At 72.1% G+C, this 23,585-nt stretch carries 16 protein-coding genes; 10 read left to right on the top strand and 6 right to left on the bottom strand.

The genetic code is table 11. The annotated features are described in order from the left end of the window. Positions 1-5: 5 nt before the first annotated feature. From ACFC06_RS11905 to ACFC06_RS11885, 5 genes are all read right to left on the bottom strand, one after another. Complete coding sequence (locus ACFC06_RS11905; RefSeq protein ID WP_375929747.1) at positions 6-2,138, bottom strand: ADP-ribosylglycohydrolase family protein; 2,133 nt, start codon at positions 2,136-2,138, stop codon at positions 6-8. A gap of 96 nt (positions 2,139-2,234) precedes the next feature. Beyond that, the gene (locus ACFC06_RS11900; protein WP_375929746.1) at positions 2,235-3,398 is read right to left on the bottom strand and encodes a VWA domain-containing protein; all 1,164 of its coding nucleotides are present in this window, start codon (positions 3,396-3,398) and stop codon (positions 2,235-2,237) included. A 151-nt stretch (positions 3,399-3,549) separates the two neighbouring features. Beyond that, entirely contained in the window at positions 3,550-5,949 is a 2,400-nt protein-coding gene (locus tag ACFC06_RS11895) for a DUF5682 family protein (protein ID WP_375929745.1), read from the bottom strand. Positions 5,950-5,998: 49 nt separating this feature from the next. Continuing rightward, positions 5,999-7,099, bottom strand: a complete 1,101-nt coding sequence (locus ACFC06_RS11890) for an AAA family ATPase (protein ID WP_375929744.1) — start codon at positions 7,097-7,099, stop codon at positions 5,999-6,001. Next, positions 7,096-10,101, bottom strand: a complete 3,006-nt coding sequence (locus ACFC06_RS11885; RefSeq protein WP_375929743.1) for a DUF5691 domain-containing protein — start codon at positions 10,099-10,101, stop codon at positions 7,096-7,098. The genes ACFC06_RS11890 and ACFC06_RS11885 overlap by 4 nt, the downstream gene beginning before the upstream one ends. 421 nt (positions 10,102-10,522) lie before the next feature. Between ACFC06_RS11885 and ACFC06_RS11880 the strand changes: the two genes are divergently transcribed. From ACFC06_RS11880 to ACFC06_RS11865, 4 genes are read left to right on the top strand one after another with little or no spacing between them, the layout of a single operon-like run. Continuing rightward, the gene (locus ACFC06_RS11880; protein WP_375929742.1) at positions 10,523-12,934 is read left to right on the top strand and encodes an AAA family ATPase; all 2,412 of its coding nucleotides are present in this window, start codon (positions 10,523-10,525) and stop codon (positions 12,932-12,934) included. Between the two features lie 47 nt (positions 12,935-12,981). Then, a complete protein-coding gene (locus tag ACFC06_RS11875; protein ID WP_375929741.1) occupies positions 12,982-13,356 on the top strand; it encodes a hypothetical protein in 375 nt (124 codons plus the stop codon). 34 nt (positions 13,357-13,390) lie between these two features. Further along, positions 13,391-13,789, top strand: coding sequence for a YchJ family protein (locus ACFC06_RS11870; RefSeq protein ID WP_375929740.1), 399 nt, complete (start codon positions 13,391-13,393; stop codon positions 13,787-13,789). A gap of 19 nt (positions 13,790-13,808) precedes the next feature. Next, positions 13,809-14,084, top strand: coding sequence for a SelT/SelW/SelH family protein (locus ACFC06_RS11865; protein WP_375929739.1), 276 nt, complete (start codon positions 13,809-13,811; stop codon positions 14,082-14,084). Between the two features lie 9 nt (positions 14,085-14,093). On the opposite strand, the gene ACFC06_RS11860 is transcribed toward ACFC06_RS11865, so the two are convergent. Then, positions 14,094-14,309: a zinc ribbon domain-containing protein gene (locus tag ACFC06_RS11860; RefSeq protein ID WP_375929738.1), complete on the bottom strand. Its 216-nt coding sequence runs from the start codon at positions 14,307-14,309 to the stop codon at positions 14,094-14,096. A 110-nt stretch (positions 14,310-14,419) separates the two neighbouring features. On the opposite strand from ACFC06_RS11860, the gene ACFC06_RS11855 reads away from it, so the two are divergent. The 6 genes from ACFC06_RS11855 (at position 14,420) to ACFC06_RS11830 (ending at position 23,464) form a co-directional block, all read left to right on the top strand. After that, on the top strand, positions 14,420-15,547 hold the full coding sequence (locus ACFC06_RS11855; protein WP_375929737.1) for an ROK family protein: 1,128 nt from the start codon (positions 14,420-14,422) through the stop codon (positions 15,545-15,547). Positions 15,548-15,719: 172 nt separating this feature from the next. Beyond that, positions 15,720-16,760: an ABC transporter substrate-binding protein gene (locus ACFC06_RS11850; RefSeq protein WP_375929736.1), complete on the top strand. Its 1,041-nt coding sequence runs from the start codon at positions 15,720-15,722 to the stop codon at positions 16,758-16,760. Further along, complete coding sequence (locus tag ACFC06_RS11845; RefSeq protein WP_375929735.1) at positions 16,760-17,611, top strand: ABC transporter permease; 852 nt, start codon at positions 16,760-16,762, stop codon at positions 17,609-17,611. The genes ACFC06_RS11850 and ACFC06_RS11845 overlap by 1 nt, the downstream gene beginning before the upstream one ends. Continuing rightward, positions 17,587-18,348 carry an ABC transporter ATP-binding protein gene (locus ACFC06_RS11840; RefSeq protein ID WP_375929734.1) on the top strand — a complete coding sequence of 254 codons (762 nt, stop codon included), beginning with the start codon at positions 17,587-17,589 and terminating at the stop codon, positions 18,346-18,348. The genes ACFC06_RS11845 and ACFC06_RS11840 overlap by 25 nt, the downstream gene beginning before the upstream one ends. A gap of 32 nt (positions 18,349-18,380) precedes the next feature. Continuing rightward, positions 18,381-19,727, top strand: a complete 1,347-nt coding sequence (locus ACFC06_RS11835) for an LLM class flavin-dependent oxidoreductase (protein ID WP_375929733.1) — start codon at positions 18,381-18,383, stop codon at positions 19,725-19,727. Continuing rightward, positions 19,724-23,464 carry an ABC transporter ATP-binding protein gene (locus ACFC06_RS11830; protein WP_375929732.1) on the top strand — a complete coding sequence of 1,247 codons (3,741 nt, stop codon included), beginning with the start codon at positions 19,724-19,726 and terminating at the stop codon, positions 23,462-23,464. Before ACFC06_RS11835 ends, ACFC06_RS11830 begins: the two co-directional genes overlap by 4 nt. The last annotated feature ends 121 nt before the right edge of the window (positions 23,465-23,585 follow it).

The raw sequence follows: 23,585 nt of genomic DNA, 5'->3' as shown, positions 1-23,585 counted from the left end.
ACCGGTCAGGCGGGGTAGCGGTCGACCCAGGTGTTCGGGGGGCGGCCGTGGGTGTCCTTGGGCGGGTTGAGGCCGAACTCGGTGCAGTAGTCGGTGGCGAGGCGGTGCAGGACCGGGGCGGCGTCGACGGTGCCGGACCAGCGGCGGGGCAGGGCCGGGCGGCCGTAGCGGGCGCCGAGGAGGCTGCCCGCGAGGGAGCCGGTGGCGTCGCTGTCGCCGGAGTGGTTGACCGACAACAGCAGTCCGGTGCGCACGATCTGGTGGGCCGGGCCGCCGATCGTTTCGGCGGCGAGCATCGCGAAGACGGCGACGGCGAGTGCTTCCGGGGCGATCCAGCCCTGGCCGAGGGATTCCAGGTCCTCGGGCGTGGCGGTCCGGCCCGCTCGCGCCAGGCGCGCTGCCAGCGTGCTCGCGGCGTCGAGCGCGGCCGAGGTCTCCTGGTGGCCACGATAATTCGCGAGTTCGGCGCGGGCCTTGTCGAGGGCGGTGGAGGTGTCGGTGCCGCGCGACAACTGGTAGACCAGCGCGGCCAGCGTGCCCGCCGGTAACCACCCGCTCGGATGACCGTGGGTGAGCGCGGCGGTGTCGCAACCCAATTCGAAGATGGCGCTCAGCGCCGCCCCGCTGCGGTCGGCCGCGTAGCCGAACCCGCAGGGAGCCGCCCGCATCACCGCACCACTGCCCTTGGAATCGTTGACCGGCCGCTCCCTGGTGCCGAGCGGATCGGTCGGCGCCCGGCGCTGCGCGGCCCGTCGCAGTGCCGTGTACACCGAATTCGCCAGTCCGCGTTGCTCGACCAGCTCGGTGTGCCCGCTCAGCGTGCTGAACAGCCCGCCCGGCTGCTCGGGCACCTCGTCGACCTGCCCCCGCAACCACACCAGCATCCCCTGCTGCAACAACCCCAGTGTCGCCCCGCCGACACCATCGGCCCTGGCCCGCACCGACCCCCGGATCAGCGCCTCCACGGTGAACGCGGTCAGCTGCGTCTCCTCCGAGATCCGCAGCGCCGCCACCTCTCGCACTCCCGCCGGGCCGTACTCGCTCCGGATCTGGCGCAACGATTTGTTCTCCACCGGCGCCCCGAGGGCGTCCCCGAGCGCCCCGCCGAGCAGACACCCGTGCACGGCGTCGAGCCAGGCCGGTGCCGCGTCGCCGCCCACGGTGGGCCGGACGGTCGGCGGCGCGGGTTCGCTGACATTCGGGCGACCGGCGGCGGTGCTGGGCGCGGTGGTGGCGAGACGGCTGGGGTCGTGGGTCGAGGCGCCGGGCACTGCACGGAGGGACCCGGTCGGGGTGCGGGTGCGCAGGGCGGTGGTGAGGGCGGTGGCGAACTCGGCGCAGGTGGGGAAGCGGTGGGCCGGGTTCTTGGCCATGGCCTTGGCGAGGACGGCGTCGACGGCCGTCGGCAGCGTGTCGCGGCGGGTGCTGGCCGGTGGTGGAGGGGCGTTGAGGTGGCCGAGCATGACGGTGGCCGGGTTGGGGGCGTCGTAGGGGCCGGTGCCGGTGAGCAGGCGAAAGACGGTGCAGGCCAGGGAGTATTGGTCGCCGCGGCCGTCCAGTGGCGCGCTGCTGAGCTGTTCGGGAGAGGCGTAGGCGATGGTGGCGGTGAACTGGCCGGTGCGGGTCAGGCCGCCGGTGTCGTCGAGGAGTTTGGCGATGCCGAAATCGGTGAGCAGCACCCGCTCGTCGAAGCCCGCGCCGACACCGGCCGTGCGCGAGAGCAGGATATTGGCCGGTTTCACGTCCCGGTGCAGGACGCCCTGGCGGTGCGCGTAGTCCAGCGCGCTCGCGGTCTGGGCCACGATCTGCGCGATCCGCTCGGTCCCGAACTCCCGCACCGGCACCGCCGCCGCGTCCAGCCCGTCGACGAACTGCATGGCGATCCAGAGCCGGTCCTCGTCCATCCCGCGGTCGTAGACGGTGATGATGTTCGGATGGTCGAGCTGGGCGACCAGGTCGGCTTCCCGCTCGAACCGGGACCGGATCTCGAAGTCGGTGAACAGATCCCGGTGCATGAGCTTGAGCGCGGTCAGCCGCGGCAGCCGCCGGTCCCGCGCCGCGTACACCGCGCCCATCCCGCCGCGCCCCAGTTCCCGCTCGATGACGAAACCGGCGAAGACCTCCCCGTGCCGCAACATCGCCTCACCCCGTTCACCGAACTCGATCGTTCGCAGCCTAGTTGGCCCCGGCCGGGAACGCTCCCGAGTCCACCGCACCGCCGTGCGCCGACGGGATCACACCGCCGGTGCGTGGGTGTCGGCCCAGCGGGTGATGTCGCCGCGGTCCAGCGCGGTCGCCAGCAGATCCGGGAACTTGTCCGGGGTGCAGGCGAAGGCCGGGATGCCGAGGGCGGCCAGCGCCGCGGCGTTGTCGCGGTCGTAGGCCGGGGCGCCCTCGTCGGAGAGCGCCAGCAGTACCACCACCTGCACCCCCGCCTCCTTCATCGCGTTCATCCGGCGCAGCATCTCCTCGCGCACCCCGCCCTCGTAGAGGTCGGAGATCAGCACGAACAGGCTGTCGGTGGGCCGGGTGATCAGCGACTGCGAGTAGGCGATGGCGCGGTTGATGTCGGTGCCGCCGCCGAGCTGTGTCCCGAACAGCACGTCCACCGGATCGCTGAGCTGCTCGGTGAGATCGACGATCTCGGTGTCGAACACCACCAGCGAGGTCTTCAGCGACCGCATCGAGGCCAGCACCGCCCCGAACACCGAGGCGTACACCACGCTGGCCGCCATCGACCCCGATTGATCGATGGCCAGCACCACATCACGCTGGACCGCCTGCGCCTTGCGGCCGTAGCCGACCAGCCGCTCGGGCACCACGGTGCGCTGTTCGGGCAGGTAGTTGGCGAGATTCTTGCGGATGGTGCGGTCGAAGTCGATATCGCGCAGCTTGGGCCGGTGCGTGCGCGCGGCCCGGTTGATCGCGCCCGACACCGCGGCCACCGTCTTGGCCGCGATGCGCCGCTCGATCTCGCGCACCACCTTCTCCACCACCATCCTGGCGGTGGCCTTGGTGGTCTCGGGCATCACCCGGTTGAGCCCGAGCAGCGTGCCCACCAGGTGCACATCGGGTTCCACCGATTCCAGCAGTTCGGGTTCGAGCAGCAGCTGGGTGAGATTCAGGCGCTGCACGGCGTCGCGCTGCATCACCTCGACCACCGTCGCCGGGAAGTAGGTGCGGATATCGCCGAGCCAGCGCGCGACCCGCGGGGCCGAACCACCCAGTCCGCCGGACCTTTTCGTCGACCCGCTCGCCTCGCCGGTGTTGTAGAGCGCGGCCAGCGCCTGATCCATCGCCTGGTCGGCACCGCCGGACAGGCCGCCGAGCTGTTCCTCGGCGGCGGTGCCGAGCACGAGCCGCCAGCGGCGCGAACGGGTTTCGTCGGAATCCGTCATCCTGTGTGCTCCTGGTGGTCGTGCACGGGGCGGTGCGTCGGTTGTGATCGGGCGGTCGCGGGCCTCGCGTGGTGGACTTCCCGTGCCGCGCGGTCGGTCGAGGACGGGAACCGGTGGTCGCGGTGCCACGCGGAGACCGCCCGCAGGGCGATCATCCGGCGGCGCCGAGGATCGTGGTGGCGGCCAGGAGCGCCCGTTGTCCCCGGGCGGGGTCGACGGCGGTGGTACCCGAGGCGACCGGGGTGGTGGTGCCGGTGTCGCGCAGGGCCTGGCCGATGGCGCGGCGCTCGCCGGATTCGAACGAGCCGAAGGTGCGGCGCAGCAGGGGGAGGGTGGCGACGAACTGGTCCTCGGCGAGGCCGCGCAGCCATTCGTCGATGCGGCGCAACAACTCCCGGTCGTGCACGAGCAGCAGGCCGCGGCCGCCGAGGAAGCCGTCGATCCAGGCGGCCTTGGCGGCGGGCGTGTTGCCGACCGACAGCGCCGCGGCCAGCCGGCGCGCGGAATCGGCGTCGTCGATGCGTTCGGCGTCGCACAGCAGCCGGACCGCGCGGCCCGCGATGGCGCCGTGCACGTCGTCGCGGTCGGCGATGCGCTGGAGCGTGGCGAGCCATTCGGCGGTGGCGTGCTCGTTGTCGCGGGTGCCGATCGCGGTGTGCGCGGCATCGATCTGGGCGCGCAGGGCCTCGGCGGCGTCGGTGTCGAGGCCGGTGACCGCGCCGGGCAGGCCGGCACAGATACGCACCAGCAGGCCGTCGGCCACGTGCGCCAGCGCCTTGGTGTCGGTGCCGCGGACATCGCCGTAGCGCAGAGTCCGGGTGAGACCGGGCAGCGCGGTGAGCAGATGGGTGACGTCGTGGTCGAGCGCGGCGGCGGCCTCGAGCCGGGTGATCAGACCCTCGGTGGCACCGCCGAGATCGGCCAGCAGCGCCAGCTCGAGCGCGTCGGCCAGCGCCGCGACGGTGACGTCGTCGCGGGACGCGGTGTCGAGGATCTTGGCCTCGGACGCCGTGCGCAATGTCGTCCCCCAGACCGCGGCCTCCACGATCCTGACCTCGAATTCCGGTTCCCAGCGCAGCGACCAGGTCTCGCGGAAGGTGCCGGTGTTGCGGGTCTCGCCGACCGTCGGTGTGCCCCAGTCGATCCCGAGCAGCCGCAGCCGGTGCAGCAGATGCGAGCGTTGCACCTCGCGCTCTTTGCGCAGGTCCAGGTCGACGGTGCGGGCCAGCGGCTCCTGCTTGAGCCGCAGGGTCTTGATCCGCGCCCGCAGGTCGGCGGCCAGCGGCACGGTGGGGGTGTCCTCGGGGACGCCGCCCAGGGTTTCACCCACCACGAGCTCGTCGACCACCAGCCGCAGCATGGTCTCGTCGCCGCCGCACATCACCGAGCGCACGGCCTCGGTGACCTCGGACAGCCCGGCCAGCGGCCGCCCGCGCAGCGCGGCCAGGGTGTCGGCCAGCCGCACCGATTCGATGATGTGCGCGCTCGACACCGGCAGATCGTGGGCCCGCAACACCCCGGCCACCTTGGTCAGCCACCGCGCCACCGGCCGCTCGGTCTCGCTGAACAGGTGGTGGTACCAGCCCGGCGAGGTGACTCCCGCGCCGTAGCCCGACCCGGCGGCCAGCCGTGAATGCGTCCAGGGCACCCAGGTCAGCGCGGCCTTGGTCTTCGGCAGACCCTTGAGCAGCCGCGTGTCCGGAGCCGCCGGGCCGAGCGGTCCGGTCAGCGCGGGCGCGTGCCACGCGCCGCACACCACCGCCAGCCGCCGCGCCCCACCCTTGAGCACCTGCCGCATGGTCTGGCGCATGTGCGCCTCACGTCGCAGGGTGTGCTGGTCGACGACGAGCGGAGCGAATTCCCTTGCCGCCGTGGCACTGCCCTCGCCGGGTGACGCGCCCGGGGCGCCGTCGAGCGTCTCCGGCGGTTCGACCGCCGAGGGGTCGGCGTCGGTGGCGTCCGTCTCCGGGGACACCGGCGCGTCTTCGCGCAGCGCGGCCATCGCCTCGGTGATGGCGTCGAAAGCGGTGCTGTCCGGGACGGATTCGACCACCGCGTCCCACCAGCGTTCGGCGTCGTCGTAGCCCGCCGCGGCGGCCAGGGTGCCCAGCGGGTCGGTGCGGTCGCCGCCGCGGTCCGCGTCGTCAGCGGCCAGGACCTGGGACGCGGGCAGGTCACAGAAACGGACCGGGACCGCGTGGTCGACGCCGTAGCGCATGGCCTGCCACTCCGGGGAGAACACCGCGAACGGCCAGAAGGCCGCGCGGGCAGGCGAATCCGGGACGTAGGCCAGCAGTGCGACCGGCGGGGTCATGGTGTCGGCGGCGACGAACCCGACCAGCGGATCGGCGTCGGCGGGACCCTCGATGAGGATCGCGTCCGGGCCGAACTCCTCCAGCGCCAGGCGCAGGGAGCGGGCCGAGCCGGGACCGTGGTGCCGGATGCCGAACACCCGCGTCACGGGTGTCGCCCCGGCGTCCCCGTCCGGTCCGGGAACCGTCGCGGTCCCGCCGGGCAGCGGGTTGGCGCCGTCGTCTGTCTGTTCACTCATCGAAACCCCATCGGTGCTGTGCGATCCGTCCTCCCCCGCGGTGTGCGGGTCAGCCGGCGATCTCGCGGCAGGCGCGGTAGAAGTCGGCCCAGTCGGGGCGCTCGCGGACGACGGCCTCGAGGTATTCGGTCCAGATCACCGAGTCGGCGACCGGGTCCTTGATCACCGAACCGAGCACCGCGCCCGCGATGTCGGAGGCGCGCAACACGCCGTCGCCGAAGTGCGCCGACAGCGCCAGGCCGTTGGTGATGACCGAGATCGCCTCGGCGGTCGAGAGCGTGCCCGAGGGCGACTTGAGCTTGGTGCGGCCGTCGGCGGTGATGCCCGAGCGCAGTTCGCGGAAGACGCGGACCACGCGGCGCACCTCTTCGGCGGCGGCGGGCACGGTCGGCAGTTCCAGTGCGGCGCCGAGCTGTTCGACCCGGCGGCTCACGATGGCCACTTCGGAGTCCTCGTCGGCGGGCAGCGGCAGCACCACGGTGTTGAAGCGGCGGCGCAGCGCCGAGGACAGATCGTTGACACCACGGTCGCGGTCGTTGGCGGTGGCGATCACATTGAAGCCCTTGGCCGCCTGCACCTCCGCGCCGAGCTCGGGCACCGGCAGCGTCTTCTCCGACAGCACCGTGATGAGCGCGTCCTGCACATCGGAGGGGATGCGGGTGAGCTCTTCGATGCGGGCGATGGCGCCGGTGCGCATGGCCGTCATCACCGGCGACGGGACCAGCGCGGCATCGCTTGGCCCCTCGGCCAGCAGGCGCGCGTAGTTCCAGCCGTAACGGATGGCCTCCTCGGCCGTGCCCGAGGTGCCCTGCACCAGCAGGGTGGACTCGCCGCTGACGGCCGCCGAGAGATGTTCCGACACCCAGGTTTTCGCGGTGCCCGGCACCCCGAGCAGCAGCAGGGCGCGATCGGTGGCCAGGGTCGCGACGGCGACCTCCATGAGCCTGCGCGGGCCGACGTACTTGGGCGTGATCACCGTGCCGTCGTCGAGGGTGCCACCCAGCACATAGGTGACCACCGCCCACGGCGAGAGCTTCCACGACGGCGGCCGGGGCCGGTCGTCGACGCGGGCCAGGGCGGCCAGTTCGTCGGCGAAGGCCTGTTCGGCGTGCGGGCGCAGCAGGGTGGTGGTGGCTTCGGCAGTGGTCATCGGAGCTCCTCGAGCATGGTCGCGCGGTCGGTGAGATCGTGGGCGAGTCGGTGGAAAGCCTGTTGCCAGGCCGGATCGTCGGTGGTGTCGGCCAGCGCGGTGATCCGGCCTGCCAGGGTGACGGGCAGGTGGACGCCCGCCGCGGTGAGTACGGCGCGATCGGCGTAGACGCCTGCGTTCGCGTGGGGTTGGCGGGCGGTGGTGCGGGCCCGCTCGCCCAGCAGCCGCACCACGTGTGCCGCGACCTGCTCCGGCCACGGATGGGCGAGGCCGGGCAGGATGGCGTGCAGTTCGGTGAGCTGGTGGGCGTCCAGGTCGAGAATGTGCGCGACCCGGTCGGCGGTGTCGAGCAGCGTGAACAGCTCCCGGCGGCGCAGCACGGCCTGCTCGGTCGGCGTCGCGCGGCCGAACAGTTCGCGCGCCCAGACGCTGTCGCGGGCGGCTAGCGCGGCATCGACCCACCCGTCGACGATCGCCTTCGCGTACCGGGCGGGCAGCGGGGTCGACAGGGCGGCCGTCGCCGTCGCGGCGGTACCGGCGGTGCCGAGAATGCCGGTCCAGGCCCCGAGCGGTGTCGCGGCGATCACCTGGTGCAGGGTCTGCACCGTGGCGTCGACGGTGTCCCAGCGCAGTGTGGGCTGGTCGGTGCTGTCGGTGATGCCGTCGCGGCGGGTCTGCGCGTCGACCTCGGCGGGTACCTCGACGAGCAGCGCGCCGTCCGCGCCCACCGTCACCCAGGTCGACAGCCGCGCCGTCATCCGCGCGCCGAACGCCGAACCCGGCAGCCGCGCCAGCAGCCCGGCCGCCGTGCGCCGTACATCCCCGCGCCGATCGTCGAGCGCCCGCTCGAGCAGCGGCTCGTCGGCGGGACCGAGCCCGGTCTTCAGCAGCCCGAGCAGCTCGGCCTTGACCGGCCCGGACTCCTTGGGCCACGCGGCGTCGAGCACCGCCAGGGCCGCGGCGGCGTCCGAACCGCGCAGCTCCCGGAACCAGTCCTTGCGTTCGCCCGCGGTCCCGAACAGCCAGATGTCGTGCCCCGGGAGGGTGCCGGTGGTGGCCTCCTCACCGGGAGCCGTCTCCGACGACAAGGTGTCACCGGTGGTTCCCGAGTCCGGCTGTGCGGCAGGCGCGGGTTCGCCCGAGGCCACGGTGCCGAGGGCGGGCTCGGCCGATTCGAGCACGCCGCGGTCGATGGGGAATTCGTCGGCGAGCTTGGCCCAGGCGGGGTTGCGGGCGGCCAGCCAGCGGCCCCGCCTGCCCGCCAGCCGCAGCAGCCTGCCGCGCGAGGACGTATCGGCGGCCGCGGCCGACAGCGCCTGCACGCACAGCACATCGGGCAGCCGGAAGTCGAAAGGTTCCGCGGCGGCGAACCATTCGGGCAGGAACGGCGACTTGTCGGCGAGCAGGCGGCTGAGCCGGGCGGCGGCCTGGCGTGGCAGCACGGGACGCGGGTCGTCCACGGCGGGAGCGGGTCTGGGGGCGGTGCCGGGCAGACGGCCCGCGCGCAGGTAGAGGTCCTGGAGAGCGGCGGTGTCGAGCAGGCGCGTCGCGGGTTCGCCGGCGCGCTGGGGGACAGCGGTGGTCACCGCGGAGTCCAGCGTGATGCCGTCGACACCGCGCCGGGCGGTGCCCATCAGCGCCACCGAGACCAGTTCGGCCAGTTCGGGAGTCGTGGTGGTGACGGTGGGGAACTCGGTCTCCAGGTCGGTGATCTGGCCGACGGCCAGCACCGAGACCGGATCGAATCCGTTGGCACCCCACTCGCCGGTCACCGTCACCGGATGACCGCCCGCCACCGCGACCAAACGCCACGGATGCACGCCGGCGGGCAGCGGCAGCGCCACCCCGTCGGCGTCGACGAGCTGCCAGCCGCGCTCGTCGAGCACGGGGACCACGTCGGCCAGGACGGCGGGCAGGCCCCGCAGCCACGGGTCGGCGCCCAGCGCGGCGGCGTAGGCGTCGAGCGCGTCGTCGATGCCGGTGCCGCCGACGGCGGGCACGGTGGTGAACGGTTCCGGCGCGCCGTGCCGGGTGCCCCACTGCGCGCGCAGCGGCACGGGACCGGGGTAGTAGTGCAGATCGGCGTCGACCTCGCTGCCCGGCGCGGGCACCTCACCGGTGAAGTTCGGGGTGCCGAAGGAGTGCTCCACCAGCACGGCCCAGCGACCGCTGGAGCGTCCACGCAGCCAGGTGCGGCGCGTGTGCAGGCGTTGCTCCTCGCTGACGCGCATCCCCAGCACCGACCAGCGGTCGCGCACCGCGGGCTCGGCCAGCACCGACTCGGCCTGCACCGGATAGCCGACCTGGGTGCGCACGCCCGCCCGCAGCGGTTCGGGCAGCGCGTCCAGCGAGCGATGCGCCTGCACCAGCAGATGCAGGCGGGCGTACTCGCGCAGCAGCACCTCGGGCCAGTGTTCGGTGGTGACCACCGCGGCGGGCAGCCTGCGCAGGGCCTCGGCGATGCGCGGCGCCTGCGCGTCCACCATCCGGGCCGCGATGGCCTCGTAGGCCGCGAACGAGCGGTCGGCCTGGGCCAGGCCCGTGCGGATCTGATCGGTGAGCCACACGTCGAGCTCGGTGAGGCCCGCCGACACCCGGGCGCGCCGTTGCTCGGCGGTTGCCTCCGACGGAACCTTCGCGGCCTTGGGCGCGGCGGGCGCGGCCGCCTTCGCCGCCCGGCCCGCCAGCCACTGCGCCGCGAAATCCGCCGGGTCCGCCGCCGCGGGCACCGCGCCGCCGGCCCAGGTGAGCAGCAGCGACAGGGCGTGCTTGCAGGGGAACTTGCGGCTCGGGCACGAGCACTTGTACGCGGGACCGGCCAGATCGACGATGGTCTGATACGGCTTGGAGCCGCTGCCCTGGCACAGCCCCCACACCGCGTTCGACGCGGTGCCGGTCTCGCGCCAGCGACCCGCCAGCTTGCGGGCGGCAGTCAGCGAGCTCGCGTCGGGTGCCAGCGCGCGGACCTGATCCTCGGTCCACGGTGTCTGCGCTTCGGTCATCGGTTCCCCCGTTCTGTGTCGCCGAAATATCTACCGCAGCACACCGACAACTTTCGGTCCGAGCACGGAAACCGCTGGAAAACGTTGGTGCGATGGCAGATTCGCGCGACCGCACTTGCCATGAACAGCAATGTCTGGCATTCTGACCTGTTCGGCTCGCCCGGACCACCCGCTCCGCTCGAGGGAGCGTATCGCGGGTGTGAGCACCTCATCGAGCTGCCCGCCGGGGTGGGCGAGGGGTGGACATCGAGGGCCCGCCGCGGCTCCGCGATGGCCATTCCACTCCCGCGGGCAGATTCGCTGGGGCCCAAGGCATCCCCTGGGCGAACGCCCGGCGATCGGGTAGCGTTCCGGGCAGGGTCACGGCGCCCGGGCAACCTGGTCGCCGCGTTGCGCGCGGGCGCGAAGGGGGTTGTCGGTAGTGTGCTCCGATCGGATCGCCGAGGTGGTCGCGCGCGAGCTCGCCGCCGATCCGGCTGTGGAGGACCGGGTCGCCGAATGCGTGCTCGCCGCGCTCACCGAGCTCGACGGTGAACAGCCCGCCGGGGAGGCGGGCGACACCGGCGTGTTCCTGCGCGCGATCACGGTGCACGGCTTCCGCGGCATCGGGCCCACGGCCACCCTGCGGCTGAATCCCGGCCCGGGTCTCACCCTGGTGGTCGGCCGCAACGGCAGCGGCAAGTCCAGCTTCGCCGAGGCCGCCGAATTCGCGCTGACCGGGGGAAATCGCCGCTGGGACGGGCGGTCCACGGCCTGGCGCGAAGGCTGGCGCAACCTGCACGAACCCGACCTGGCCCGGATCGAGGTGGATCTGCTCACCGCGGGTGACGAACCCGACCGCACCATCGCGACGTACTGGGCGCCCGGCACCGACCTGTCCGACGCGCGCTGGACCGAACGCCGGGGCGAGGCCGCACCGCGGCCGATCGACCCGCGCGCGCGGCGCAGGCATCTCGAGCTGTACCGCCCGTTCCTGTCCTACAGCGAGCTCGGCGCCCTGGTCGACGGCAAACCGAGCGACCTGTTCGACGCGCTGCACCGCCTGCTCGGCCTCGACGACCTGGCCGCGGCCGCCGAACGCATCCGCCTGCGCAAACTTGAACTCGAACGCGCCGTGAAGGATTCGCGGCAGTCCCGCGCCGACCTGCTCGCCGAGCTCGCCGAGGTCGACGACGACCGCGCCCGCCGCGTCGCCGAACTCCTGCGCGCCCCCGACCCCGACCTCGACGCGGTGGCCGCCGAGGTCAGCGGCCCGGCACTGGGTGCCGACGAGCTGCGCGCGCTGTTGCGGCCTGCCCTGCCCGACCCGGCCCTGGTCGCCGCCACCACCGATCGCCTCGCCGAGGCGGGCGCCGATCTGGCCCGGCACGCCACCACCGACGCCGAAGCCGACCTGCGCGTCCTGGACCTGCTCACCCGTGCCCGCGCCCACGCCACCGCGACCGGCACCTGCCCCTGCCCGGTCTGCGGCCGCGGCGATCTCGACACCGCCTGGCTCACCGCCGCCGACGCCGAAATCACCCACCGCCGCGAGCAACTCACCGCCCTGCGCGCGGCCCGCGCCGAATTCGACACCGCCCTCACCGCCACCCGGGCCCTCCCGACCCCGGTCCCACCGGAACTGGCCATCACCGCGCCGACCACAGACCACGCAGAAGTGGTGCGGCGCAGGTGGGCGGCATGGGCCGCGCTCGCGACGGCGGACCCCGGGGACGACTTCGCCGAACGGGTGCGTGACACCTTCACCGCGCTCGCCGCGGAGCTGGCCGCACTGCACGAGCAGGCGCGCGGCGAACTCGAGCGGCTCGATGCGGTGTGGTCGCCGCTGGTGCCGCGGATTCTCGCGTGGCTCGATCCCGCGCGGGCGGTCTCGGCCGACGCGGGGGAGTTGCGGGTGGTGAAGAAGGCGGCCGAGTGGCTCAAGTCGGCGACGGCGACCATTCGCGGGGAGCGGATGCGGCCGTTGGAGAGCACCGCGCGGTGGGTGTGGAGCACGCTGCGCCAGCAGAGCAATGTGGAGCTGGGCGCGATCCGGTTGCAGGGCAGCGCGGGGACGGCGCGGCGGGTACTGCTGGATGTGACCGTCGACGAGGTGGACGGCGCGGCGCTGGGTGTGATGAGTCAGGGGGAGCTGCACGCGCTGGGGCTCTCGCTGTTCCTGCCGCGGGCGACGGTGGCGCACAGTCCTTTCCGCTTCGTGATGATCGACGACCCGGTGCAGGCGATGGACCCCGCCAAGGTCGACGGGCTCGCGCGGGTACTCGCCGAGGTGGCCGTGGCCCGGCAGGTGGTGGTGTTCACCCACGACGAGCGGCTGGCCGAGGCGGTGCGGCGCATGCAACTCGACGCCACGGTGCTCGAGGTGCAGCGCCGTGACCGCTCACTGGTGGAGGTGCGGGTCACCGGTGACCCGGTGCGCCGCTATCTCGACGACGCCCGCTCGCTGGTGCGCACACCCCAGCTGCCGCCCGCCATCGCCGACGAACTGGTCGCCACCTGCTGCCGTTCGGCGATCGAGGCGGCCGGGCTGGCCAAGGCCCGCCACGAACTGCTCGCCCGCGGCCTCGATCACGCCGAGGTGGAACGCCGCGTGCGCAACGCGCACACCACCCGCGCCATGATCACCCTGGCCATCATGGGCCCCGGCGCCCGCGTCGACGATCTCAACAAGCACCTCAGCGCGGTCGGTGGCCGCTGGCTGGTCGGTGTCCTGCGCGACGCGACAGCGGGCGCGCACGTGCCGATCGACCGTCCGATGCGCGAATTGATCAGCGACACCGAACGTTTCATCACCTGGCTGCGCGCCCACGAACCGACCCTCACCCGCTCGTGAATCGGCGGGGCAGGCCCGCACGGGCGAAGTTCACGCGGCGGCCTTCGGTGGAAGAGCGGCTCGCCGCGGCCGAGCACCTGCTGACGGGGGCGGTGCCGGACGCGGGCGGGGTGTGGTCGCGCGCGGTGGCGTGGATTCTGCGGCTGGCGCTCGAGCAGGCGGTCGACGAGTTGTGGGCGCAGATCGCCCCGGAACTCATGCGCTGCCCGATGCGCGCACAGTTGCTCGCGCTGCGCGTCTACGCCGGACCCGAGACCGCCGGACAGGTCGGCGCGCTGTGGGCGGCCCTGTCGCGCGCGGCCCACCACCTCGACTACGAGATGGCGCCCGGTGTCACCGACCTGAGCCGCTGGCGCGAGCAGACCGCCGCCCTGGCCGCCGCCCTCGCGCTCGTCCCGCTGGCACACCAGCCGTTCGGCTGAGGCCGGTCGGCCGCCGCCGTCGCGGTCCGGCAGGATGAGCGCCGTGGCTGATCCGAAACCGTGTCCGTGCCGTCGCGGCGAACCGTTCGACCTGTGCTGTGGGCCGATCCTGGCCGGTGAGCGGGCGGCCCCGACGGCCGAGACGCTGATGCGCTCGCGCTACACCGCCTTCGTGGTCGGCGACGTGGACTACCTGCTGCGGACCTGGCATCCGAACACCCGGCCCGCCACGCTGGAACTCGACGCGGGGCAGCGCTGGCTGTTCCTCGAGGTCGTCCGGACCGAGCGGGGCGGGCCCTTCGACGACAACGGCACCGTCGAATTCATCGCCCACTACCGGCTCGACGGCGCGCGTGAATCCCTGCACGAGGTGAGCACGTTCGTCCGGGTCGACGGCGCCTGGGTGTACCTGGACGGCACGTTCCAGAGCTGACGCGGGGGATACTGCACCCATGCCCCGGATCGCGATCGAATACTGCACCCAATGCCGCTGGCTGTTGCGCGCGAGCTGGATGGCGCAGGAACTGCTGAGCACCTTCGCCACCGACCTCGGTGAAGTCGCGCTGATCCCCGGCGAGGGCGGGATCTTCCGCATCACCCTCGACGGCGAACAGCTGTGGGAACGCAAGGCCGACGGCGGTTTTCCCGAGATCGCCGTCCTCAAGCAGCGCGTGCGCGACCGCATCGCCCCCGACCGCGACCTCGGCCACAGCGACCGCCGCGACTGACCACGGGCCTCAGCAGCACCCGCCTCCACCACAGCAACCGCCGCCGGTGGGCCGCGGGGCCGGGGCAGGCGCCGAACCGCGTCCCACGGCCGCGAAGGTGGTGAGCAGTTTGACCGTGTCGTCGTGCCCGGCCGGACACGACGCCGGGTCCGACGACCGCGCCATCGGACGGCTGACCTCGAACGTGTCGCCGCAGGAGCGGCACCGGAAGCTGTAGTTCGGCATCGGCCCAGTGTAGGCACCGCCCGGGTTGGGATCACCCTGCGCTGAAGCCTTCGCCGCGCCCGCCGCGCTCCGTACCGTGATCGGTCACGAGTGACGGCGAGGTGTGGCACATGACGAACAGCAGTGCGGGGGCGGTCTTACAGGCGGTGCTCGCACTGGGCTCGGCGCCGCGCAGCATCGTGGCCAAACGGGCCGGAGTGTCCCCGGCGACGGTGACCTGCCAGAGCCGCGCGCTGCTCGAGGCCGGTCTGCTGGTGGAACTGCCGGAGACCGCGGGACCCGGCGGTGTGGGGCGCCCGCACAGCCCGATCGCGCTCGACAGCGCGGGCAATGTGGTGCTGGCGGTGCACATCGCGGCCGCGCAGAGCACCGTCGCGGTGGTCGACATCGCGGGCACCGTGCTGCACACCGAACAGCTCCCGCACCGCACGCTGGCCCCCTACGACATCCTCGACACCGCCATCGAGCGGGTCAGGGCCGTGGCCGAGGGCCTCGACGACAGCAGGCGTATCCGTGGTCTCGGCGTGGCGATCGGTGGCCGCGTCGACACCACCACCGGCTCCGTCATCGACCACTCCTACCTGCGCTGGCGCGACATCCCGGTGCGCGAGTACTTCGCCGCCCGGACCGGTCTGCCGGTGAGCGTGGACAGCCACACCCGCGCGCTCATGCACGCCGAGCAGCTCTACGGTCATCTGCGCGAGACGGCCAGTTCGATCGTGCTGTTCGTGGGCAATGTCATCGACGCCGCCTTCGCCGTGCATGGCCGGGTGCACTACGGCCCGCACTCCGGGGCCGGGTCGGTGGCCCGGTTGCTCAGTGCGACAGCCGATCCTGCCACCGATCTGGCCGACCTGGGCGATCAGGCCCTGCTGATCAAGGCGGGTGGGCAGCACGCCACGGTCCCCGAACTGGTCGCGGCCGCCGCCGCGGGCGGACCCGAACGCGCCTGCTTCCTCGAACGCGCCGCGGCCATGGGCGCGGTCGCGGCGGCCCTGATCGACCTGCTCGACCCGGAGGCCCTGGTTCTGGTGGATCGCGGCTTCGGGCTGATACCGGGCCTGCGCGAGGCCTACGACGACGCGGTGCGCGCGCATTCGGTGATCGGGGCCGACCCGGCCGAGGTGATCGTCGAATCGGCTTTTCCCGGGCGGGTGCTGGTGATGTCGGCCGCCGGCGTGGTGCTGCACGAGCTGTTCCGTGACCCGCTGGGGACGGTCGCCGCGCAGGCGGTTTGATTCGTGGTTATTTTAAGGCGGTCGAATATTGACCGGAATGGGCCCGGAAAGCGACAGTTGTCGGCATGAACGAAATGCACACCGGCGACGTCCGGGAAATTCCGGGTTCGCGGTGTTGTCGCGGTTCGAATTCTTATCGCACCATTCCATCGATTCGATCCGAGAAATCATCATGCGCAAAACCATTCGACGAATAGCTCTGCTCGCCGCGGCCACCTCGCTGCTGGCGGTGTCCTGCGCGACCGGCGAGGAAGACGACTCCGCGCTCACCGCCCCGCTGCCCACCGCCGTTCCGCCCGGTGTCTCGCTGACCATCGCGGCCAACAACGCGCGCGTCGCGCTGGAGGCCTCCGGCGAGCTGGGCAAGCTGCCGTTCACCGTGTCGTCGTGGCCCGCGGTCTCCGCCGGACCCGATGTGATCCAGGCTTTCCGCGGCGGGTCGGTCGACCTGGCCACCAACGCGGGCATCCCGCCGATCCACGCCCACGCCACGGGTTTCGACGCCAAGATCGTCGGCGTCAAGGTGCGCACGACCCCGCTGTACAAGCTGGCCACCGCGCCCGGTTCCGGCATCAACACCCTCGCCGACCTGCGCGGCAAGAAGATCGCCTTCTCGCCCGGCCAGGCGCAGGGGCTGGTGGTGCTGCGCACGCTCAAGGCCGCGGGCATCCGCACCGACGAGGTGCAGCTGGTGGAGATCACCGGCCCGAAGTTCCTCACCGCGCTGCAGGCCAAGGAGATCGACGTCGCCCCGCTGAGCGAGCCGACCATCACCAAGTACCTCGACAAGTACGCCTCCGAGGGCGCGACCGCGGTCGCCACCCCGGCGGTCGACGCGCTGAGCGTGCTGTGGGCGCCCACCTCGGTGCTGCGCGACGAGAGCAAGGTCGCGGCCGTCGCCGAATTCGTGAAATTCTGGGCGCGCGGCGAAGTATGGGCCTGGGAACATCCCGACGAATGGATCGACGCGTACTACGTGAAGGACCAGTCGGTGTCGGTGGCCGACGGCAAACGCATTCTGACCACGGTGGAAAAGCCGTATTTCCCGGAGAAATGGGACGAGGCGATCGCCTGGGAACAGGAAACGATCGAGCTGGTGACGAGCGCCGGATTCTTCGGTAAGTCGTTCGACGCCGAGCAGCTGTTCGACCGGCGCTTCGAGAAGATCGCCTACGACGCGGTGTCGGCGCCGTACCGCAACAAGGGGGCGTGATGACCATCGCCCTGCCCCGTGCCGCCGCGCCGGGCGTCGCGCCCGCCGACGACGGCTTCGTCGAACGCCGCACCCTGCGCAGGCTGGGTCTGCGCAAGGCCGTGCCCGCCGCCCGCCTGCTCGGCGTGGCGCTGATCCTCGCCGCCTGGGCCGGTGGCGCCCTGTTCGGGCTGATCGACCCGCGCAAACTCTCCGCCCCGTGGACGGTGCTGCAGACCGGCTGGGACCTCACGGTGAACGGCCCGCTGCTGGCCAATCTCGGTGTCTCGCTGCAACGCGCCATGCTCGGCCTGGTCATCGGCGTGCTCATCGGCACCACCCTCGCGGTGATCGCCGGGTTGTCGCGGTTCGGTGAGTCGATCATCGACGGCCCGGTGCAGATCAAGCGGGCCATCCCGACCCTGGGCCTGATCCCGCTGATGATCCTGTGGCTGGGCATCGGCGAGCAGTTCAAGGTCGTGCTCATCACCCTCGGCGTGATCGTGCACATGTACATCCAGACCCACGCCTCGCTCACCACGATCGACCAGAAACTGGTGGAACTGTCCGAGGTGCAGGGGGTTTCGCGGGCGGAGTTCATCCGCAGCGTGGTGATCCCCGGCTCGCTGCCCGGCTTCTTCCTGGGCCTGCGGCTCTCGGTGACCAGCGCGTGGCTGGTGCTGATCGTGGTCGAGACGGTCAACGCGACCGACGGCCTCGGCAAGATGATGACCAACGCCCAGAACTACGGACAGGCCGACGTGATCCTGGTCGGCCTGGTGGTCTACGGCGTCTTCGGCCTGGTCTCGGACTCGGCGATCCGGCTGCTGGAACGAAAGGTGCTGTCATGGCGACGCACGATCGCGGGGTGAACGCGACCAAGGTCGCCGGGGTGGCCGTGCGCGGGCTGACCCGCCGCTTCGGTGAGCGCACGGTGCTCGACTCGATCGACCTGACCATTCCGGCGGGCCAGTTCGTGGCCCTGCTCGGGCGCAGCGGGTCGGGCAAGAGCACGCTGCTGCGGGCCCTGGCCGGACTCGACTACGACGTCGACGGCAGCGGCACGCTGCGCGTCCCCGCGAAAACCTCGGTGGTATTCCAGGATTCGCGGCTGCTGCCCTGGCAGCGGGTACTGCCCAATGTGCTCTACGGGCAGCCGCGCACCCGGCGCACCGCCGCCGAACAGGTGCTCGCCGAGGTCGGGCTGGCCGGGCGCGAACGGGCCTGGCCCAGCGAACTGTCCGGCGGTGAACAGCAGCGGGTCTCGCTGGCACGCTCGCTGGTCGGCGAGCCCGACCTGCTGCTGGCCGACGAACCCTTCGGCGCGCTCGACGCGCTGACCCGCATCAAGATGCACGCGCTGCTGCGCGATCTGATCGCCCGGCACCGGCCGACCGTGCTGCTGGTCACCCACGATGTCGACGAGGCGGTCGCGCTGGCCGACCGGGTGATCGTGCTCGACGAGGGAAAGTTGTCGGTGGACACCCTCGTCGACCTGCCCGGCGGCCGCGATGCGAGCCTGCCCGCCTTCCAGCGCGTCCGGCGCACCCTGCTCACCGCGCTCGGTGTCGCCGACGACGTCATCCTCGAACCCGCCACCGTCGCCTGATCCGGCGACGACGCGGCCCGAAAGGCAAACCCATGTCCGAGAAACACCTGCACCTCAACGCGTTCCTGATGTCGGTCGGTCATCACGAGGCGGCCTGGCGGCTGCCCGAGAGCGACCCGCACGCGCACACCGACATCGACTACTACGTCAAGCTCGCGCAGACCGCCGAGCGCGGCAAACTCGATTCGATCTTCTTCGCCGACAGCCCCGTGCTGATGGGCGATCCGGGCCGCAGGCCCAGCGGCAAGCTCGAGCCCACGGTGATCCTCACGGCGGTGGCCGTGCAGACCAGCCGGATCGGCCTCATCGCCACCGCGTCCACCAGCTACAACGACCCCTACAACCTGGCCCGCCGGTTCTCCTCGGTGGACTGGGCCAGCAACGGCCGGGCCGGCTGGAACATCGTCACCACCGCGGGCGGGGACGCCGCGCGCAACTTCGGCCTCGACGACACCCCCGAACACAAGCTGCGCTACGAGAAGGCCGCGGAGTTCGTCGAGGTCGCCACCAAGCTGTGGGACAGCTGGGACGACGACGCCGTGCTCGCCGACAAGGAACTCGGCATCCACACCGACGCCTCCAAGGTGCGCAAGATCCTGCACCACGGCGAGCACTTCCGCGTCGACGGCCCACTGAACGTGCCGCGCTCCCCGCAGGGCTATCCGCTGCTGGTGCAGGCGGGTTCCTCGGAGGACGGCAAGGAGTTCGCCGCCCGCTACGCCGAGGCGGTGTTCACCGCGCAGCAGACCCTCGAGGACGCCAAGGCGTTCTACACCGACCTCAAGGCGCGCACCGTCGCCGCGGGTCGCGATCCGGAGACGATCAAGATCCTGCCCGGCATCGTGCCGATCATCGGTGACACCGAGGAGGAGGCCAAGGCGCTCGATGCCGAACTGGCTCGCCTGATCTCGCCGGAATACGCGCGCAAGCAGCTCGCCGACCGGTTCAAACTGCCCATCGACGAACTCGATCTCGACAGCGAACTGCCCGAGGACCTGCCCACCGAGGACGACATCGAGGGCGCCAAGAGCCGCTTCACCCTCATCGTGAATCTGGCCCGGCGCGAACGGCTCACGCTGCGCGAGCTGATCGCGCGCCTGGGCGGCGGCCGTGGCCACCGCACCTTCGCGGGCACCGCGGTGCAGGTCGCCGACGCCATCGAGGACTGGTTCCGCCAGGGCGCGGCCGACGGGTTCAACATCATGCCCGCCGTACTGCCCTCGGGGCTGGAACGTTTCGTCGACGAGGTGGTCCCGATCCTGCAGGAGCGCGGCCTGTTCCGCACCGAGTACACCGAGACCACCCTGCGCGGCCACTACGGCCTCGCCCGGCCCGCCAACCAATTCGACACCGCGGACGCGCTCGTGGCCGCCCGATGAGATCGGATTGGATCCGCTACCTGGTCGCGCGCTGTCTCGAGCACCGGCGGCTGGTGATCGTCAGCTACGCCGGTGCGCTGGCGGCGGCGCTGCTCACCGCGGCGCTGCCGCTGGTGGTGCGCCATGTGGTCGACACCCTCAGCGCCACCGCCGCCTCGGTGGCGCCGTGGGTGGTGGTGCTGCTGGTGCTCGGCGGGGCGCGGTTCGCGGCGTCCTACGCGCGGCGGGTGGCGTCCTCGGAACTCTCGCTCGGGGTGCAGCACGACCTGCGCCGTGACCTGTTCGCGGCGCTGCTGCGCCTCGACGGGCGCGAGCAGGCCCAGCTGCGCACCGGGCAGGTGGTGAGCCGGGCGATCACCGATGTGACGCTGATCCAGATGTTCCTGCAGCTCATCCCGATGATCGCGGGCAATGTGGCGCTGCTGGCCGCGGTGCTGGTGCTGATGACGGTGATGTCGCCGGCGCTGACGGTGATCGCGCTGCTGGTGCTGCCGGTGCTGTGGATCGTCACCCGGCGCAGTCAGCGTCAGCTGTTCCCGGCCAACTGGGACGCCCAGGCCCGCGCGGCCGAGGTGGCCATGCGGGTCGAGGCCGCGGTCGCGGGCGTGCGGGTGGTGAAGGGCTTCGGGCAGGAACGCTACGAACTCGACCAGCTCGGTGACAGCGCGCGCACGCTGTACCGGTCGCGGTTGCGGGTGGCCCGGATCACCAGCCGGTTCACCCCGCTCGTGCAGGCGATCCCGGCGGCCGGGCAGGCGCTGGTCCTGATCGTCGGCGGGCTGCTCGCGCTGCGCCAGTCCATCACGCTGGGCACCTTCCTCGCGTTCATGACCTACCTGAGCGCGTTCGTTGGCCCGGTGCGGCAGTTCTCGATGCTGCTCACCGTGAGTCAGCAGGGCAAGGCGTCACTGGACCGGGTGCGCGAGGTGATCGAGGCGCCCGCCACCGGCACACCGCCCGTGGGTGACCGGAGCGAGCCGGACGACACCGTGACCGCCGCGCCGCCGTCGATCGAATTCGACGCGGTCACCTTCGGTTTCGACGACACCCCCATCCTCGACCGGCTCGACCTGCGGATCGGGTCCGGCGAGACCGTCGCCATCGCGGGCGGCGCGGGCAGCGGCAAGACCATCCTGGTCTCCCTGCTGCCCGCCCTGCTCGACCCGGACTCCGGCGCGGTGCGTTTCGACGGCGTCGACCTGCGCGAGCTGCCCGATCCACGGGCCAAGGTGGCGATGGTCTTCGAGGACACCCACCTGATGGCCGACTCGATCCGCGCCAATGTCGCCTACGGCAGGCCCGAGGCCACCGACGAGCAGGTCCGGCACGCGCTGTATCTGGCCGCGGCCGACGAGTTCGTCGCCGCCCTGCCCGACGGGCTCGACACCACCATCGGCGAACGCGGGCAACGGCTCTCGGGCGGGCAGCGCCAGCGCATCGCCCTGGCCCGCGCCCTGCTCACCGACGCGCCGGTGCTGGTGCTCGACGACGCCACCTCCGCCATCGACGCCCAGGTCGAGGAACTGATCTACCAGCGCATCGGCGCCGAACTGCGCCAGCGCACCACCATCGTGGTGGCGCACCGCATCTCGACGCTCGCGCTGGCCGACCGGGTGGCCGTCCTCGACGGCGGCCGGGTCGCCGAACTGGGCACCCTGCGCGAACTGCAACACTCCGGCGAGCTGTTCCGCGCGCTGTTCACCCCGCCCGAGGTGGTCGGGATCGGTGCCGATCCGCAGCGTGACACGGCCCGCGTGGCGACCGAGGAACTGTGGGTGGCCCCGGAGGTCGACCAGGACGACGAGCGCACCATGGAACACCTGGCCAAGGCGTTCGCCCGTCGCTCCGCGGGTGCGCCCGCCGGGCCCGGTGGTGGTGCGGGCGGCGGCATGATGGCCAGTGCGCCGCCCAGCGGTGACATCGTCGCCCTGCTCGACAAGCTCCCGCCGGTGTCCGGCGAACCGGAGGTCGACGAGTCGTTCTCGCACACCCCCGATACCGCCTTCTCGCTGTCGCGGCTGCTGCGCCCGTTCACCTGGCCGCTGCTGGCCGGGCTGGGACTGGTCGGTCTGGACGCCGTCGCCCAGGTGCTGATCCCGTTCCTGGTGCGCTACGGCATCGACCACGGGGTGCTGGCCGGGGCGCGCGATGTGGTGCTGGGGGCGGCGGCGCTGGCGATCGTGGTGGTGGTGATCGACTGGGCGATCAGTGTGGCCCAGGTGCGCGTCACCGGGCGGGCGGGTGAGCGGCTGCTCTACGGGTTGCGCGTGAAGACCTTCGCCCATCTGCAACGCCTGGGCCTGCAGTACTACGAGCGCGAGCTCGGCGGCCGGATCATGACCAGGATGACCACCGATGTGGACGGCTTGTCGGCCTTCCTGCAGACCGGCCTGGCCACCGCGCTGACCAGCACCGTCACCATCGCCGGCGTGGTCACCGCGCTGCTGGTGATCGATGCCGGGCTGGCCGTGGTGGTGCTGGTGCTGCTGCCGGTGCTCGCGGTGGCGACGGTGGCCTTCCGGCGGGCCTCGGTGCCCGCCTACAACCTGGCCAGGGAGCGGGTCAGCGCGGTCAACGCCTATCTGCAGGAGAACGTCGACAACATCACCGTCACCCAGGCGTTCCGCCGTGAGGCGGTCAACCAGACCGAGTTCGAGCGCCGGTCCTGGGCCTATCGCACGGCGCGGCTGCGCTCGCAGGTGCTGATGGCGGTGTTCTTCCCGTGCATCGAGCTGATGTCGGTGATCGCCACCGCCGCGGTGCTCGCCGTGGGCGTGCACCAGGTGCGTGAGGACCTGCTCACCGCGGGCACGCTCATCGCCTTCCTGCTCTACATCGAGCTGCTGTTCGCCCCGATCCAGCAGCTCTCGCAGGTCTTCGACAGCTACCAGCAGGCGGTGGTCGGCGTCGACCGCATCGGCGAACTGCTGCGCACCCCCGTCGACACGCCGGAGGCCGACGATCCGCTGCCGGTGACCCGCCTCGACGGCGCGGTCGAACTGCGCTCGGTGAGCTTCGGCTACGCCGCGCGGACCAAGACCGTGCTCGACGGACTCGACCTGCGCATCGAGCCCGGCCAGAAGGTCGCGCTGGTCGGGGAGACGGGAGCGGGCAAGTCGACGCTGGTCAAGCTGCTCGCGCGGTTCTACGACCCGACCGAGGGCGCGGTGCTCGTCGACGGGGTCGACATCCGGCGGTTCCGGCTGCGGGAGTTCCGCAAACGGCTCGGCGTGGTGCCGCAGGAACCGTTCCTCTTCGGTGACACCGTGCGCGAGGCCATCGCCTACGGGCGTCCGGAGGCCGAACCCGCCGAGATCGAGTGGGCCGCGCGGGCCGTCGGCGCGCACGAGATGATCGCCGCGCTCGAACACGGCTACTACCAGCCCATCGGCGCGCACGGGCGCAGCCTGTCGGCGGGGCAGCGCCAGCTGCTCGCGCTGGCCAGGGCCCAGCTCGTCGACCCGGACATCCTCATCCTGGACGAGGCGACCGCGTCGCTGGACCTGGCGACCGAGGCCAGGGTGCGTGCCGCCGTCGACGTGCTGACCACCGGCCGCACCACCATCGTGGTGGCGCACCGGCTGGCCACCGCGGCCGACGCCGACCTGATCGCGGTGGTCGGGTCGGGGGCGCTGGTGCAGGTGGGCACCCATGCCGAACTGCTGGCGACGGACGGCCCGTATCGGCGATTGTGGGCCGCCTACGTCGGCGACGAACCGCAGCGCATTTCCAGCTAACCGGCGTGGAGTCGGCTGCCGTCCGGAGGGGGTGCTCCGGGCGGCAGCCGGTTTTCCGGTCGTGGGGGCCGGAAAACGTCGGTCGGCCGGTTTCACCGGTGTTGCGTGGAGTAACAGTTAC

This window comes from Nocardia sp. NPDC056064 (genome assembly GCF_042266925.1).
Classification (GTDB): Bacteria; Actinomycetota; Actinomycetes; order Mycobacteriales; family Mycobacteriaceae; genus Nocardia.
This window is presented reverse-complemented; position numbering and strand designations above follow the sequence as displayed.

Coding starts and splice junctions, on each gene's coding strand:
- ACFC06_RS11905 (WP_375929747.1), bottom strand. CDS start 2,138: ATGTTGCGGCACGGGGAGGTCTTCGCCGGTTTCGTCATCGAGCGGGAA.
- ACFC06_RS11900 (WP_375929746.1), bottom strand. CDS start 3,398: ATGACGGATTCCGACGAAACCCGTTCGCGCCGCTGGCGGCTCGTGCTC.
- ACFC06_RS11895 (WP_375929745.1), bottom strand. CDS start 5,949: ATGAGTGAACAGACAGACGACGGCGCCAACCCGCTGCCCGGCGGGACC.
- ACFC06_RS11890 (WP_375929744.1), bottom strand. CDS start 7,099: ATGACCACTGCCGAAGCCACCACCACCCTGCTGCGCCCGCACGCCGAA.
- ACFC06_RS11885 (WP_375929743.1), bottom strand. CDS start 10,101: ATGACCGAAGCGCAGACACCGTGGACCGAGGATCAGGTCCGCGCGCTG.
- ACFC06_RS11870 (WP_375929740.1), top strand. CDS start 13,391: ATGAGCGCCGTGGCTGATCCGAAACCGTGTCCGTGCCGTCGCGGCGAA.
- ACFC06_RS11865 (WP_375929739.1), top strand. CDS start 13,809: ATGCCCCGGATCGCGATCGAATACTGCACCCAATGCCGCTGGCTGTTG.
- ACFC06_RS11860 (WP_375929738.1), bottom strand. CDS start 14,309: ATGCCGAACTACAGCTTCCGGTGCCGCTCCTGCGGCGACACGTTCGAG.
- ACFC06_RS11855 (WP_375929737.1), top strand. CDS start 14,420: ATGACGAACAGCAGTGCGGGGGCGGTCTTACAGGCGGTGCTCGCACTG.
- ACFC06_RS11850 (WP_375929736.1), top strand. CDS start 15,720: ATGCGCAAAACCATTCGACGAATAGCTCTGCTCGCCGCGGCCACCTCG.
- ACFC06_RS11845 (WP_375929735.1), top strand. CDS start 16,760: ATGACCATCGCCCTGCCCCGTGCCGCCGCGCCGGGCGTCGCGCCCGCC.
- ACFC06_RS11840 (WP_375929734.1), top strand. CDS start 17,587: ATGGCGACGCACGATCGCGGGGTGAACGCGACCAAGGTCGCCGGGGTG.
- ACFC06_RS11835 (WP_375929733.1), top strand. CDS start 18,381: ATGTCCGAGAAACACCTGCACCTCAACGCGTTCCTGATGTCGGTCGGT.
- ACFC06_RS11830 (WP_375929732.1), top strand. CDS start 19,724: ATGAGATCGGATTGGATCCGCTACCTGGTCGCGCGCTGTCTCGAGCAC.